Origin of the sequence: Winogradskyella algicola (genome assembly GCF_005869935.1) — a bacterium.
GTDB lineage: Bacteria > Bacteroidota > Bacteroidia > Flavobacteriales > Flavobacteriaceae > Winogradskyella > Winogradskyella algicola.
In genome coordinates, this window is sequence record NZ_SZQF01000001.1 from 767,795 (window position 1) to 781,032 (window position 13,238).

The 13,238-nt window shown below is 33.9% G+C and carries 16 protein-coding genes; 10 read left to right on the forward strand and 6 right to left on the reverse strand.

Translation table 11 applies throughout. The features are described from left to right. The first annotated feature begins 125 nt into the window (after positions 1–125). Complete coding sequence (locus tag FC091_RS03345; RefSeq protein WP_138432858.1) at positions 126–809, forward strand: response regulator transcription factor; 684 nt, start codon at positions 126–128, stop codon at positions 807–809. Further along, positions 809–1,852, forward strand: coding sequence for a sensor histidine kinase (locus FC091_RS03350; RefSeq protein WP_138432859.1), 1,044 nt, complete (start codon positions 809–811; stop codon positions 1,850–1,852). Before FC091_RS03345 ends, FC091_RS03350 begins: the two co-directional genes overlap by 1 nt. Here the strand turns inward: FC091_RS03350 and FC091_RS03355 are convergent. Then, positions 1,835–2,878 (reverse strand): glycosyltransferase, encoded by a 1,044-nt coding sequence (locus FC091_RS03355; RefSeq protein WP_171032444.1) that lies wholly within the window; start codon positions 2,876–2,878, stop codon positions 1,835–1,837. The genes FC091_RS03350 and FC091_RS03355 overlap by 18 nt on opposite strands. Positions 2,879–2,943: 65 nt before the next feature. On the opposite strand from FC091_RS03355, the gene trmB reads away from it, so the two are divergent. The 3 genes from trmB to FC091_RS03370 are packed head-to-tail and all read left to right on the forward strand — an operon-like array spanning position 2,944 to position 4,580. Continuing rightward, complete coding sequence (gene trmB, locus FC091_RS03360; RefSeq protein ID WP_138432861.1) at positions 2,944–3,618, forward strand: tRNA (guanosine(46)-N7)-methyltransferase TrmB; 675 nt, start codon at positions 2,944–2,946, stop codon at positions 3,616–3,618. 3 nt (positions 3,619–3,621) lie between these two features. Next, positions 3,622–4,251 (forward strand): LysE family transporter, encoded by a 630-nt coding sequence (locus FC091_RS03365; protein WP_138432862.1) that lies wholly within the window; start codon positions 3,622–3,624, stop codon positions 4,249–4,251. Beyond that, complete coding sequence (locus FC091_RS03370; protein WP_138432863.1) at positions 4,251–4,580, forward strand: MGMT family protein; 330 nt, start codon at positions 4,251–4,253, stop codon at positions 4,578–4,580. Before FC091_RS03365 ends, FC091_RS03370 begins: the two co-directional genes overlap by 1 nt. Before the next feature lie 35 nt (positions 4,581–4,615). Here the strand turns inward: FC091_RS03370 and FC091_RS03375 are convergent, their stop codons facing one another. Further along, positions 4,616–5,929, reverse strand: coding sequence for a Fic family protein (locus tag FC091_RS03375; protein ID WP_138432864.1), 1,314 nt, complete (start codon positions 5,927–5,929; stop codon positions 4,616–4,618). Between the two features lie 205 nt (positions 5,930–6,134). Here FC091_RS03375 and FC091_RS03380 point away from each other — a divergent pair, with 205 nt between their 5' ends. The 5 genes from FC091_RS03380 (at position 6,135) to FC091_RS03400 (ending at position 9,375) form a co-directional block, all read left to right on the forward strand. Continuing rightward, entirely contained in the window at positions 6,135–7,271 is a 1,137-nt protein-coding gene (locus FC091_RS03380; protein WP_138432865.1) for an Mrp/NBP35 family ATP-binding protein, read from the forward strand. A 3-nt stretch (positions 7,272–7,274) separates the two neighbouring features. Continuing rightward, positions 7,275–7,514: a NifU family protein gene (locus tag FC091_RS03385; protein WP_138432866.1), complete on the forward strand. Its 240-nt coding sequence runs from the start codon at positions 7,275–7,277 to the stop codon at positions 7,512–7,514. A 67-nt stretch (positions 7,515–7,581) separates the two neighbouring features. Further along, positions 7,582–8,643: an NAD(P)/FAD-dependent oxidoreductase gene (locus tag FC091_RS03390; protein WP_138432867.1), complete on the forward strand. Its 1,062-nt coding sequence runs from the start codon at positions 7,582–7,584 to the stop codon at positions 8,641–8,643. A 28-nt stretch (positions 8,644–8,671) separates the two neighbouring features. After that, positions 8,672–9,022: a four helix bundle protein gene (locus tag FC091_RS03395; RefSeq protein ID WP_138432868.1), complete on the forward strand. Its 351-nt coding sequence runs from the start codon at positions 8,672–8,674 to the stop codon at positions 9,020–9,022. 26 nt (positions 9,023–9,048) lie between these two features. Then, positions 9,049–9,375: a 2Fe-2S iron-sulfur cluster-binding protein gene (locus FC091_RS03400; RefSeq protein WP_076618318.1), complete on the forward strand. Its 327-nt coding sequence runs from the start codon at positions 9,049–9,051 to the stop codon at positions 9,373–9,375. A gap of 52 nt (positions 9,376–9,427) precedes the next feature. Here FC091_RS03400 and FC091_RS03405 read toward each other — a convergent pair whose 3' ends face one another. The 4 genes from FC091_RS03405 to FC091_RS03420 form a co-directional block, all read right to left on the reverse strand. Then, positions 9,428–10,324 carry a metallophosphoesterase family protein gene (locus FC091_RS03405; RefSeq protein ID WP_138432869.1) on the reverse strand — a complete coding sequence of 299 codons (897 nt, stop codon included), beginning with the start codon at positions 10,322–10,324 and terminating at the stop codon, positions 9,428–9,430. A gap of 33 nt (positions 10,325–10,357) precedes the next feature. Continuing rightward, positions 10,358–11,053 (reverse strand): SGNH/GDSL hydrolase family protein, encoded by a 696-nt coding sequence (locus FC091_RS03410; RefSeq protein WP_138432870.1) that lies wholly within the window; start codon positions 11,051–11,053, stop codon positions 10,358–10,360. Positions 11,054–11,233: 180 nt separating this feature from the next. Beyond that, on the reverse strand, positions 11,234–12,412 hold the full coding sequence (locus FC091_RS03415) for an acyl-CoA dehydrogenase family protein (protein WP_076618310.1): 1,179 nt from the start codon (positions 12,410–12,412) through the stop codon (positions 11,234–11,236). 111 nt (positions 12,413–12,523) lie between these two features. Next, positions 12,524–13,237 (reverse strand): tRNA1(Val) (adenine(37)-N6)-methyltransferase, encoded by a 714-nt coding sequence (locus FC091_RS03420; protein ID WP_138432871.1) that lies wholly within the window; start codon positions 13,235–13,237, stop codon positions 12,524–12,526. Position 13,238 lies beyond the last annotated feature (1 nt).

The following is a 13,238-nucleotide window of genomic DNA, read 5'->3' on the forward strand; positions in this document are numbered from 1 at the left end:
TTTTTTTAATTGTTTTAAAATCATAGCCTTGAAATTCAATGTTAGAGAATTGTTATCAATTTGGATAAACGGATTACTTAATGAGATATATTTTATATTTACGCTAGCTTAAAATTATCTTAACAGTGAAAAAAAAGGATATTAAGATACTATTGGTAGATGATGAGCCAGATATCTTAGAAATAGTAGGTTATAACTTATCTTCAGAAGGTTATCAGGTTATAACGGGAGAAAACGGTGTAGAAGCTATTGAAAAAGCTAAAAAGCACAAACCACATTTAATTATATTAGATGTCATGATGCCTGAGATGGATGGTATTGAAGCTTGTGAGCGTATTCGACAAGACTCTAAACTCAACAATACTATTATTACATTTTTAACAGCAAGAGGTGAAGATTATTCTCAAGTTGCTGGTTTCGATGCAGGTGCGGACGACTATATTACAAAGCCTATAAAACCAAAAGTTCTTGTTAGTAAGGTAAAAGCGTTGTTAAGAAGACTAAAAGACACTGATAATCCAAACGATTCTATTAAAATAGGGGATTTGGTAATTAATAGAGAAGAATACAAAATCACAAAAAAAGGTGAAGAAATTATTCTTCCTAGAAAAGAGTTTGAATTATTATCTTTGTTAGCAACAAAGCCTGGTAAAGTTTTTAAGCGCGAAGAAATCTTAGACAAAGTTTGGGGTAACGAAGTGGTTGTTGGTGGAAGAACAATAGATGTGCACATTAGGAAACTTCGCGAAAAGATTGGTGACAAATCTTTTAAAACAGTAAAAGGCGTTGGGTACAAGTTTGTAGACTAATGCAGAAAAAAAATCTAAAAAAAACATACAAGTTCGCCATTAGAACATCATTGTATGTTACTTTTTTCGCAACACTCCTAGTGAGTGTTTTTTTATATTACTACCATACATTTAATTGGCAGGTTATATTCTTTCCCATAATATGTTTTCCATTATGTTTTGCTATTGTACAGTATAGAGTAGAGCACTTTATATACAGAAGAGTAAAAAAAATATATGACGACTTAACGCTTTTGGAATCAACAAGTCTGAGGCAACAACCTATAACGACAGACATGGGGACGTTAACCAAAGAGATTGATAAATATGCTAGAGGCAAAAAAATTGAAATAGAAACCTTAAAAGTAAGAGAAGAATATAGAAAAGAGTTCATAGGTAATGTATCGCACGAACTTAAAACCCCTTTATTTACAGTTCAAGGTTATATAGATACACTATTAGATGGTGGTATTGAGGATGAAAAAATAAGAAAAAAGTACTTACAAAGAGCAAGCAAAGGTGTTGAGCGTTTAACTTATATCATAAAAGATTTAGATATGATTACAAAGCTCGAAGTAGGTGATCTAAGTCTTAATAAAGAGAAATTTGATATTGTTAAACTCGTTCAGAATGTATTTGAGTTGTTTGAAATGAAAGCAGCAAAAAAAGAGATTACCCTCACTTTTGATATGGATTATCCCAATCCAATTTATGTTTATGCAGATGTAGAGCGCATACAGCAAGTGCTTACTAACTTAATAGTAAACTCTATAAAATACGGACGAAAAAAGGGAACTACTGAGGTAAGTATAGAAAACCTTATAAAAAATAAAGCGATCATCCGAGTAACAGATAATGGTGAAGGTATAAAAAAAGAAAATGTACCTCGTTTATTTGAGCGTTTCTATAGAGTTGATAAAAGTGGATCGAGAAAAGAAGGTGGCTCAGGTTTAGGCTTGTCCATTGTAAAGCATATTATCGAGGCTCATGAGGAAAAGATGTATGTGGAGAGTGAGTTAGGAGTAGGTAGTGAATTTTCGTTTACTTTAGAAAAGGCCGAATAATTTTTTATAGTTAAGGTCGTACTGCAAATATTTAAATCCTGAATAATTTTCAATCTCATTTAGCATTTCAATTTTAAATGCGTTCTGTTTACAAGTAGGAGCTACTTGTTCTTCTGCAAATTTCTTTGCTAAATATTCTTGTTCAAACTGCCCTGGAGTAGGTATTAAAAACGCTTTCTTTTCAAGTTTTGCATAATCCATAATGGATGTATAGCCAGATCTACTTAAGACGAGTTCACTCTCATTCAAAGCTTTTGCAAGCTCAGTGCTTGTCATAAAATTGTATGTTGTAATATGGTTGATTTGTGTTTTACGCTGTTCGTTTTCAATAAGGCCTTTTACAAAACAAATTTTACCATTATAGGACTGTAATTCATCAAGAAGCTTTATTTCTAAAAATGAGCGTTGAGGTTCTGGTCCTGATAAAACTACTAGAAGATCATACTTTTTCTCTAAATCTTTTTTTTCAAATCTACTCAAAGGGCCTAAGTATTTTATGGTAGAATTAAATCCTTCAATATGTCCCAAGTCTCCACTCAAGTTTTTTGTACCTGTATGATCTGGCACCCAGCATTCGTCAAATTTTGAAATGATTTTTTGATGAAGTTTAGAGCTTAGCCATGTTGTACTTCCACTTAACACACGTAATTGATGTGTGATAAATACCGAAGGAATACTTTTATCTCTAACACCAAATCTGTTGTCAGAAATAATACCTGAAATATTTTCAGATTTTATAAGACTTTCGGTAACTTTTTTTTCCCTTTTTATTGTTTTTAATAGACTTGGGGAATCTTTAATGAGCTTTAGCCTAAAACTATTAGCTTTTTTAGAATAAGTAATATTGTATGAAGGAAGTTCTAGCGCCTGAAGTTTGGGAAACTCTTTTTGCAATAATCTCAGAGCTTCACCATCACTGGCAATAACAGGTTCAAAATTATTTGCTATTAAAGCATTTATAATAGGAATGCTTCTGGTTGCATGTCCTAAGCCCCAATTTAATGGGGCAACTAAAATCCTTTTCATCAAAAGCAAAGATAAAGCTTAAAATGTTTCCTTAATTTTACCAAATTATTAATAAGCAGTAAAACGTGGGAAGTAAAAATAAGCTCAAAAGATTTAAAGAAAATGAAACCTTTGATAATGTGTTTCAACCAACCAGAGACGAACTTACAGGTGGCAATTTTGTTTTAAAAGGTAAATGGAGAGAAAAGGTGTTTAAAAACGAAAATCCATTAGTATTAGAATTGGGCTGTGGCAAAGGGGAATATACTGTTGGTTTGGCACAACGTTATCCGAACAAAAATTTTATTGGTATAGATATAAAAGGTGCTAGATTTTGGAGAGGCGCAAAAACAGCCATTGAAGAAGATATCAATAACGCAGCTTTTATAAGAACTCAAATAGAACTCATAGAGTATGTGTTTGAAGCCAATGAAGTTGATGAAATATGGATTACATTTCCAGATCCGCAGATCAAGTATAAAAGAACAAAGCACAGATTAACTAATATTCAGTTTTTAGAGCGCTACAAGAAAATTCTAAAACCAAATGGATTAATGCATCTTAAAACTGATAGTGAATTTATGCATGGGTACACTCTAGGATTGTTACATGGTCTAGGTTATGAAGTACTGTATGCCAATCATAATGTTTATAAATTAGAAGGTAGTCCAGAAGAAGTTACCCAAATACAGACCTTTTACGAAAATCAGTATTTAGAAAAAGACAAAGCAATTACGTATATTAGATTTAAAATCAACTAAAATTTGAGTATTACAGTTGTTTTCTTCCTTGGTCTTTTTGTGGCACTAATTGGTGTTATTCCGCCAGGTTTGCTAAATATGACAGCCGCTAAGATAAGTCTTAAGGAGGGGCCAGGTCGTGGAATTACTTTTTCTTCAGGTGTTTGTTTAGTTGTTTTTATTCAAACGTATGTTGCGGCTATTTTTGCACGCTATTTATCTAATAGACCAGATATTGTAGAGATACTGCAACGAGTTGCTTTTGTAATTTTTGTGCTTATTACGATTTACTTTTTGGTTATTGCAAGAAATCAAAAAGAAACAAAAGTTGAAGCAGATACTCGAAGCAAAAGAAGTCGTTTTTTTCATGGTATGCTTCTATCTGCCCTGAATGTTTTCCCAATTCCGTATCAAGCTTACATGACAATCACTCTGGCGTCTTTTGGCTGGATGAATTTTGAAAAAACAAGCATTGTAACTTACGTTACCGGAGCTGCAATGGGTACGTTTGTAATGCTTTACTTCTATATTTTCTTTTTCGACAAGATAAAAGATAAAAAATTCACGTCTCAAAAAAGTATGAACTACAGCATTGGAATCATAACAGGAATCGTAGCTTTAGTCACCTTTATAAATATTCTTAAAGAGTTGTAATGAAACCCGAAACGCTTGGTTTTTTTGAAAAAGTGTATGATGTAGCAAGGCTTATTCCTTTTGGAAGAGTTACTAGCTATGGTGCAATTGCAAAATATTTAGGGGCTAAAAGAAGTGCTCGTATCGTTGGTTATGCTATGAATAATTCTGGCGGAAAAGATGTGCCAGCGCACCGAGTAGTTAACAGAAAAGGATTGCTAACAGGTAAGCACCATTTTGAAGGAACAAACCTTATGCAACAACTTTTAGAGAATGAAGGGGTTGAAGTTGTAGAAAATCAAATACAAAATTTTGATGCATTATTTTGGGATCCTTCAAAAGAACTATAAACTGTCTTTAAGAACTCATTTTAGAGTCCTAAAGACTAATTGAATGTCGAATCAAAAGTATCACCTTTCCAATAATTGTATGTTTTTTTATTGACTGCAATTTTCTTTAAAAAATTTAATTTTACTAACTCTTCAATATCTGTCCTAGCAGTTTGGTTTGTAATGCCAAAAGTGTTTTCAATTTCTTTAACAGTAAAGAAGCGGTTACTGTCTTCTTCAACTTTTTGAAGTATAATGGCCTGTCTTTCGTTAATACCTTCAAATCTCAAATATTTAGACAACTTAGGTTGTTCTTTTTTCTTTTTGGCAACATAGGTCTTTAACTCTTCAAAAGCTCTTAAAAGAACTTTTACTTGGTAGTGAATGAAATAGGTAACATCCATATCGTCAATCTCAGTGTAGATATATGCTTTTTCATATTGCACTTTGGTTTTCATTATTACACGAGAAATAGACATATACTCTGTTAACCAATATCCGTTTTTTAATAGATACCAATAAAAAATTGCTCTAGCGGTTCTTCCATTGCCATCTACAAATGGATGAATATAACCTATTAAAAAGTGAAGAATACTACCTTTAACTATTGGATGTATAAAATCTTCAGTAGGGTTGTTATTGAAAAATTCGCAAAACGAATTCATTAATCCAAACAATTCCTCAAAATTTGGTGGTGTATGAACAATCTCTCCTGTTAGCTCATTAACTACGTTTATTTCATTATTGTTTCTAAACACACCAACGTTCTCGCTCTCAAGTGTGTTTTCGGTTACAAGTCTATGGATTTCAAATAACTTCTCAATGGATATATCTTCGCTTTGGTGCTCGCTTATGTACTGAATGGTCTTATAATTATTTAAAATCATTTGCTCAGATTTGTTCTTTGGTTTTTTCCTTTTTCTGAGCATATCTTTTGCCTTTACCCTTGTTGTTGTGGCACCCTCAATCATAGAAGAAAAGATTGATTCTTCCATTAAGGCATTGTTGAGGTAGTCTTGTCGGTCTAAATCTGTAAGCAATTGTTCCTTTTGAAGACCTGCACCGAAATTGAAGTCTAGATAATGGAGTTTTTGTTCTAGAAATGTATTTATATTGTAGTAAAGGTTGTTAAGAGACTGGTTTCTTAGTTTAATTAAATTCTCTCTCAGCGCTCTTCTAGTTTTAGTAACGGACCATAATAGTTCAGAATCTATATTTTTGTAATTCAAATATTTAATTTTATCCCAATAGAGATAATTCTCGTCTATTTTATTATAGATTTCACCAGCTTTAGATAATCTATTTAAAATAACGGCATACCAAATATCTGATTCAGGTTCTATATTAAATTTAGGCGCTTTCTCAATCATAATTCATTAATATTTCCTAATTATTTAAAAATTTACAAATACTATCAAATATACAAAATATCTAAATATCTCCTAATTTTTAAATTATTTACAAATAATCACATATTTATTTCCTCAATCGAGCTATAAATAACTTCTAGATTACCACTTCTTACTTCTACCTTTATTAACTATCTTTGCATTTAGATTAAATCTAGATAAAAACGTGAAACTTAATAAGAAAGATATATTAGAAGCCCTAAAAACCATCACTGCTCCTGGCGAAGGGGAAAATATGGTAGATAGTGGCGCGGTAACAAACGTTGTAACATTTGCAGATGAGGTTATCGTAGATGTAACTATTAAAAATCCGAGCCTTCAGGCGAAGAAAAAAACTGAGGTTGAAATTTTGCAAACCATTCATAAAGAGGTTTATGAAAAGGCAAAAATAAAAGTAAATATTAAGGTAGATGCACCTGCTAAACCAACAAAAAACGAAATCAAAGGAAAACCAATTCCTGGAATTCAAAATATTGTAGCTGTAGCCTCTGGTAAAGGTGGTGTTGGTAAATCTACGGTAACAGCTAACTTGGCAGTAACATTAGCAAAAATGGGCTTTAAAGTAGGTGTGTTAGATGCAGATATCTATGGACCTTCAATCCCAATAATGTTTGATGTGGCAAACGAAAGGCCACTGTCTGTAAACGTAGAAGGTAAATCTAAAATGAAACCTATAGAAAATTATGGAGTTAAAGTATTGTCTATAGGGTTTTTTACAAAACCAGATCAGGCAGTAATATGGAGAGGTCCAATGGCTTCAAAAGCACTAAACCAAATGATATTTGATGCCGCTTGGGGAGAATTAGATTTTCTTTTGCTTGATTTACCTCCAGGTACTGGAGATATTCATCTTAGTATCATGCAGGCATTACCTATAACAGGTACTGTAGTAGTAAGTACACCTCAAAATGTAGCTTTGGCAGATGCTAAAAAAGGTGTGGCAATGTTTCAGCAAGATAGCATCAATGTACCTGTGTTAGGGATCATTGAAAACATGGCGTATTTTACTCCTGCCGAATTACCAGAAAATAAATATTATATTTTCGGACAAGAAGGGGCTAAGAATTTAGCCGAAGATTTAGACGTTCCGTTTTTAGGTGAAGTGCCAATAGTACAGAGTATTAGAGAAGCGGGCGATTTAGGTAGGCCTGCAGCTTTACAGACTGCAACTCCAGTAGAAAAAGCGTTTGAAGACATTACAAGAGAGGTGGTGCAAGAAGTTGTGAATAGAAATGAAAACCTACCTGCAACCGAAGCAATAAAAATAACAACAATGGCAGGATGTTCTGCAGTAAAGAAATAATAGATGAGCTCAGAAGAACTTAAAATAAACGTAGAAAAGGCGCTAGACGAAATTCGTCCGTTTCTCCAAAGTGATGGTGGTGACATCAATTTATTATCTATTGATGATGGTAAGCTGGTAAAAGTACAATTAACAGGTGCGTGTACATCTTGCAGTGTTAACCAGATGACCTTAAAGTCTGGTGTTGAGATGACTATAAAGAAATATGCTCCGCAGATAGAACGTGTAATCAATGTAGAATAAATAGTGTGACAATTGTCACATTATATCTTATATCGCATTATTACATTTGTTCCCAATTCGCAACAACATGATTACTACAGATATTCTTATTATTGGTGCTGGTCCAACAGGCCTTTTTACAGTTTTTGAAGCAGGTTTATTAAAGTTAAAGTGTCACCTTATAGATGCGCTTCCACAACCAGGAGGGCAATGCTCGGAAATTTATCCTAAAAAGCCCATTTATGATATTCCTGCGTATCCTGAGATTTTAGCTGGTGATTTAACAGACAAGTTGATGGAACAATGCAAGCAGTTTGAACCTGGTTTTACTCTAGGAGAACGTGCTGATACCATTGAGAAGCAAGAAGATGGGTCGTTTATTGTAACTACAAACAAAGGAACTAAGCATAAAGCACCAGTTGTAGCCATTGCAAGTGGTTTAGGTAGCTTTGAGCCTAGGAAACCGTTAATTCATAATATTGCAGATTTTGAAGATAAAGGAGTAGAGTATATGATTAAAGAACCAGAACTCTACAGAAATAAAAAGGTTGTTATTGCTGGCGGTGGAGATTCTGCATTAGATTGGAGTATATTTTTAAGCGATGTCGCTTCAGAGGTCACCTTAATTCACCGTAGAAACGAGTTTAGAGGGCACTTAGATTCTGTTGAGAAAGTTCAGGAGTTAAAAAATAAAGGAAAGATTAACTTAATTACACCAGCAGAAGTTATCGGTATCGTTGGTGATAAAAAAGTAAATGCTGTTGTTGTAAAACAAGCGCAACATATCGAAAAGGAGTTTGAGATAGAATGTGATCATTTTGTGCCACTTTTTGGGCTTTCTCCTAAGTTAGGGCCAATCGCAAATTGGGGATTAGAAATTGAGAAGAATGCTATTAAAGTCAATAACGCATTAGATTACCAAACTAATATTCCAGGTATTTTTGCCATTGGTGACGGTAATACCTATCCTGGAAAATTAAAGTTAATACTTTGCGGTTTTCATGAAGCCACTTTGATGTGTCAAGCTGCCTATCAAATCATAAATCCTGGAAAACGCTATGTGTTAAAATACACTACCGTGAGTGGTGTTGATGGTTTTGATGGTACACGTAAAGAAGCACCAAAAGCCGTTGTAAAGGCTATTGAGTAGTTAGTAAATAGTAGAAAGTAATTAGTAAATGGCCGTTCAAAAATTTGAAGATTTATTAGTTTGGCAAAAGTCTCAGGCTTTAGCTGTTGCTATTTATAATGTCTTCAAAGATAATAATGACTTTTCTTTTAGAGATCAAATAAAAAGAGCGTCAGTTTCAATTTCTAATAACATTGCAGAAGGTTTTGATAGAAATTCGAATGCAGATTTCACAAGATTTTTGTATATAGCTTTATCATCGAATAGTGAAGTAAGGTCAATGTTATATTTATCTATTAGTTTAAATTTCTTAAGTCAAGATGAATCAAGAGAATTAATAGAAATGACTAACGAGATTTCTAAAATGTTACATGGTTTAATCAAATCTATCAAAAACTAACTACTATTTCCTAACAACTAATTACTATGGACATAAATATAACTATCATTGATCGCGACGGTGTAACACATCAAATTGAAGCGCCAACAGATATGGCAATGAATCTTATGGAAGTAGTACGTTCTTACGAACTCGCTCCAGAAGGTACTATTGGTGTTTGTGGTGGTATGGCCATGTGCGCATCGTGCCAATGTTATGTCCTAAGTGATACCGAATTACCAGAAATGCAGGATGACGAAGAAGCTATGCTTTCTGAAGCTTTTTATGTAAAAGATAATTCTCGTTTAGGTTGCCAGATACCAATTACGCCAGAATTAGAAGGTTTGGAGGTGGAGCTGGCACCAGAGAGCTGACCATAAAACTTGTAATTGTGAGGACACAGGATGTGGCAATCTTTTCTTTATATCAAGATGTCTTATATTCAATTAAAGGAGTAGGTCCTTCTAACAAAAAACGATCAATTTTTAATGTACCATCTTCAGTAGTGACGATTTGCCATTTAATGAGAGAAATTTTTCCATTTTCAATTTCAAGACCAGTAATACTTCTTGGATGTACACAGCTACCATCGTTAAAAAAAGCAATATCACCTGGCTCAGGGAAACGTGGTCTGTGTGTATGACCAGCAATGGTTACTAAATTGTTATTTTCTACAATCCATTTTTTAGTTCTGCGTTCTACTTTTATGAGCTCTTTGTAGTTTTTAGCAGGACTTGTAGGATCTGCTATTCCCATAACATTTAAGGGCTTCCAAAGAATACGAACCATAAACCGGCTCCATTTCCAGAATAAGTAATTCCACCAATCGGCTTGGTGACCATGACAGAGAAACAATTCCTGTTCTGTTTCAGAATGCTTTAAAACAATACCTTCATGATATTTTATATTACAAAACAACTCAACATCTTCGCCTACTTTAGGATCAAAATAAGTCGATAATGTCTTCTCTACATATTTAGGGTCGCGATAAACCATATCATGATTTCCCCAAATCATATGCAGTCTATCTTCTTCATGAAATTGCTTCATGAGCAAATAGACATTCTTGTGTGCGTTGAGTATAGATTCAAAAGACAAGTTTTCCCATAATTCGTCACCATCACCTAGTTCACAATAACTAAAACCTTCGGTATAATAATGTTTTAGTGCATGAAAATATATGTTCCTGTTATTAGCGAAATCGTCTGCAAAGCTATTATCACCACGATGGCAATCACTAAATAAAATGAATTTTGAAGCGTCATCAAAACTAATGCGATGCGCATTTTTGTAAGCACGATCTAATCTAGATTTTGAAGACATATAATTGAAATTGTTTGTCTAAAGTAGTAAAACTTATTGAAGTTTTTCTGTGGCAATAGGTAACAATCGTTGTACAAACAAAGAATATGCAAGTTCAGAAGGATGAAGCTGGTCTTGTGCTACCAAATCTGGGTTATTTAACCCTTCTCTTGTAATATCTGTAATGTTTACAAAGCTAATATCGTTAGCCAAACAATAGTTTTCTGCAAAGCTATTATACTGGTCAATCTCTTCTGATGTTGTTGCCGAAAACCCAAAACCTTGCCCAAATGGAGTAAACGCATAATCTGGTATAGAAACTACAATAACTTTACTTGCATCTCCTTGCGCTAATGCTATTGCTCTATTCGCTAAAATTGGAAATTCTTCCTCGTACAGTGAGAATGGCCTATTTTGATATTGGTTATTCACACCAATGAGCAAGGTCACTAAATTAAAGGTGTTTGGTGGATTTTCATTTTCAATTGCATTTATTAGGCTTGTAGTTGTCCATCCAGTCTGCGCTATAACTTGCAGATTGAACGTGTCCTCTACCGGAAAATTAGAGATTAAACTATCTTTCAATTGTTCAGGAAAACGACAGGTTTCGCATACGCTTTGCCCAATAGTATAACTGTCACCTAGCGATAAAATAGAATAGGCTTGAGGTAATCTTGGTAAAACATCATCATTAGAGTTGCAGCCAAGTACACTAAGAATTAAACATATGTAAATTATCAACTTCTTCATATAAATCAATGACCTTGAAGCAAGCCTGCGAATTATTAATAAGAAACAAATTCAGATTTTGTAGCGCAAGAATTGAATCATTCAAATCTCGATTATCGAGTAAAGATACGGCATTCTTAAAAATTAAAAATGCTTCCCCAAAAAAGAGAAGCATTTTAATATTTAGAATATAGTATTCTTTTATTTAAAAGCGTTTAAGCCAGTAATATCTAAACCTGTAATTAGTAAATGGATATCGTGTGTGCCTTCGTAAGTAATTACACTTTCTAAGTTCATAGAATGACGCATTATACTATATTCACCAGTAATTCCCATACCACCAAGCATTTGTCTGGCTTCGCGAGCAATGTTTATAGCCATTTCTACATTGTTACGTTTTGCCATAGAGATTTGAGCTGATGTAGCTTTATCTTCATTACGCAACACACCTAATCTCCAAGTTAATAATTGTGCTTTTGTAATTTCGGTAATCATTTCGGCTAACTTCTTTTGTTGTAACTGAAACTGACCAATTGGCTTACCGAATTGAATACGCTCTTTACTATATCTCAAAGCCGTATCATAACAGTCCATAGCTGCTCCAATCGCTCCCCAAGCAATACCATAACGTGCAGAATCTAAGCAACCAAGTGGAGCGCCTAAACCAGATTTGTTTGGCAGTAAATTTTCTTTAGGAACTTTAACGTTATCAAAGATAAGCTCACCTGTAGCAGAAGCTCTAAGCGACCATTTGTTATGTGTCTCTGGAGTAGAAAAACCTTCCATACCACGCTCAACAATTAAGCCGTGAATACGTCCTTCTTCATTTTTTGCCCAAACTACAGCTACTTGGCAGAAAGGAGCATTAGAGATCCACATTTTAGCACCATTTAAAAGGTAGTGATCTCCCATATCTTTATAATTGGTCGTCATGCCACCTGGATTACTTCCGTGATCTGGTTCAGTTAAACCGAAAGAACCCATCCACTCACCAGAAGCTAATTTTGGCAAGTATTTTTGACGTTGTTCTTCTGTACCATATTTCCAAATAGGATACATTACTAAAGACGACTGCACGGATGCTGTACTACGTACTCCGGAATCTCCACGTTCTATTTCTTGCATGATTAAACCGTAAGAAATCTGGTCTAATCCTGCTCCACCATATTCTTCAGGAATGTATGGTCCGAAAGCACCAATTTCTGCTAACCCACCAATAATAGATTTTGGAAATTCTGCTTTTTGAGCAGCCTCTTCAATTATTGGAGAAACATCTCGTTTTACCCATTCTCTGGCTGCATCACGAACCAATTTGTGTTCTTCAGTAAGTAATTCGTCTAAGTTATAATAGTCAGGAGCTTCAAATAAATCTGGTTTCATTCTGATTATGATATTTATAACTTCTAATCTTGAAGATTTATCAAAATAGAAGCTGTTATTTTATAAGTTTCACAAAAGTAACGAAATCGATTTCATTGCCCAACAGAAGCGTTACATTTTCAAATAAAAATCTTTTGTTAGATTGATGTAATCTTTAGTGTAGTTATGACGTTCATTTTCAATAATTAATTCTGAAGTTTCAGTTTCTTTTTCAGTATAACTAAATTCAATTAAGCTACGTTTTACATCAGCATCTGGATTCCCTTTAACATGAAGTATACGCACAGGAAAAAGGCCAATAGTATTGGCTAAAGCTATAAAATCCTTTTCCTCTTTTCTGGGAATAACTATTGAAAACAAACCATCTTCAGTAAGTAAATGTGCTACAGCGTAAATAATATGTTTAAAAGGCATGGAATCATTAAAACGAGCTAAATCTCTGGATTTATTTTCGGTTTTATAATCTTCGGAATAAAAAGGAGGGTTGCAAATAATTAAATCGAAAGCATCTTCAACTTCCTCAACAAACTCTAAAAGCGAAGCATGGTAGCAAAACAAGCGGTCGTTCCAAGGCGAATTCTCGAAGTTTTCGGAGCATTGTTCATAAGCATCATCATCAATTTCTATCGCTTCAATTTGCTCGGCATGACTTCTTTGAGCTATCATAAGGCTCAGAATGCCTGTGCCAGAACCAATGTCTAAAACACTAAAGGGATTATGTTTTACAGAAGTCCATGCACCTAATAAAACTCCATCTGTGCCAATTTTCATAGCACAGCGATCTTGTTTTACTGTAAACTGTTTGAATTTAAAAGGCTTTTCCATA

Coding starts and splice junctions, on each gene's coding strand:
- FC091_RS03355 (WP_171032444.1), bottom strand. CDS start 2,878: ATGAAAAGGATTTTAGTTGCCCCATTAAATTGGGGCTTAGGACATGCA.
- FC091_RS03400 (WP_076618318.1), top strand. CDS start 9,049: ATGGACATAAATATAACTATCATTGATCGCGACGGTGTAACACATCAA.
- FC091_RS03395 (WP_138432868.1), top strand. CDS start 8,672: ATGGCCGTTCAAAAATTTGAAGATTTATTAGTTTGGCAAAAGTCTCAG.
- FC091_RS03415 (WP_076618310.1), bottom strand. CDS start 12,412: ATGAAACCAGATTTATTTGAAGCTCCTGACTATTATAACTTAGACGAA.
- FC091_RS03385 (WP_138432866.1), top strand. CDS start 7,275: ATGAGCTCAGAAGAACTTAAAATAAACGTAGAAAAGGCGCTAGACGAA.
- FC091_RS03390 (WP_138432867.1), top strand. CDS start 7,582: ATGATTACTACAGATATTCTTATTATTGGTGCTGGTCCAACAGGCCTT.
- FC091_RS03350 (WP_138432859.1), top strand. CDS start 809: ATGCAGAAAAAAAATCTAAAAAAAACATACAAGTTCGCCATTAGAACA.
- FC091_RS03405 (WP_138432869.1), bottom strand. CDS start 10,324: ATGTCTTCAAAATCTAGATTAGATCGTGCTTACAAAAATGCGCATCGC.
- FC091_RS03410 (WP_138432870.1), bottom strand. CDS start 11,053: ATGAAGAAGTTGATAATTTACATATGTTTAATTCTTAGTGTACTTGGC.
- FC091_RS03420 (WP_138432871.1), bottom strand. CDS start 13,237: ATGGAAAAGCCTTTTAAATTCAAACAGTTTACAGTAAAACAAGATCGC.
- FC091_RS03370 (WP_138432863.1), top strand. CDS start 4,251: ATGAAACCCGAAACGCTTGGTTTTTTTGAAAAAGTGTATGATGTAGCA.
- FC091_RS03375 (WP_138432864.1), bottom strand. CDS start 5,929: ATGATTGAGAAAGCGCCTAAATTTAATATAGAACCTGAATCAGATATT.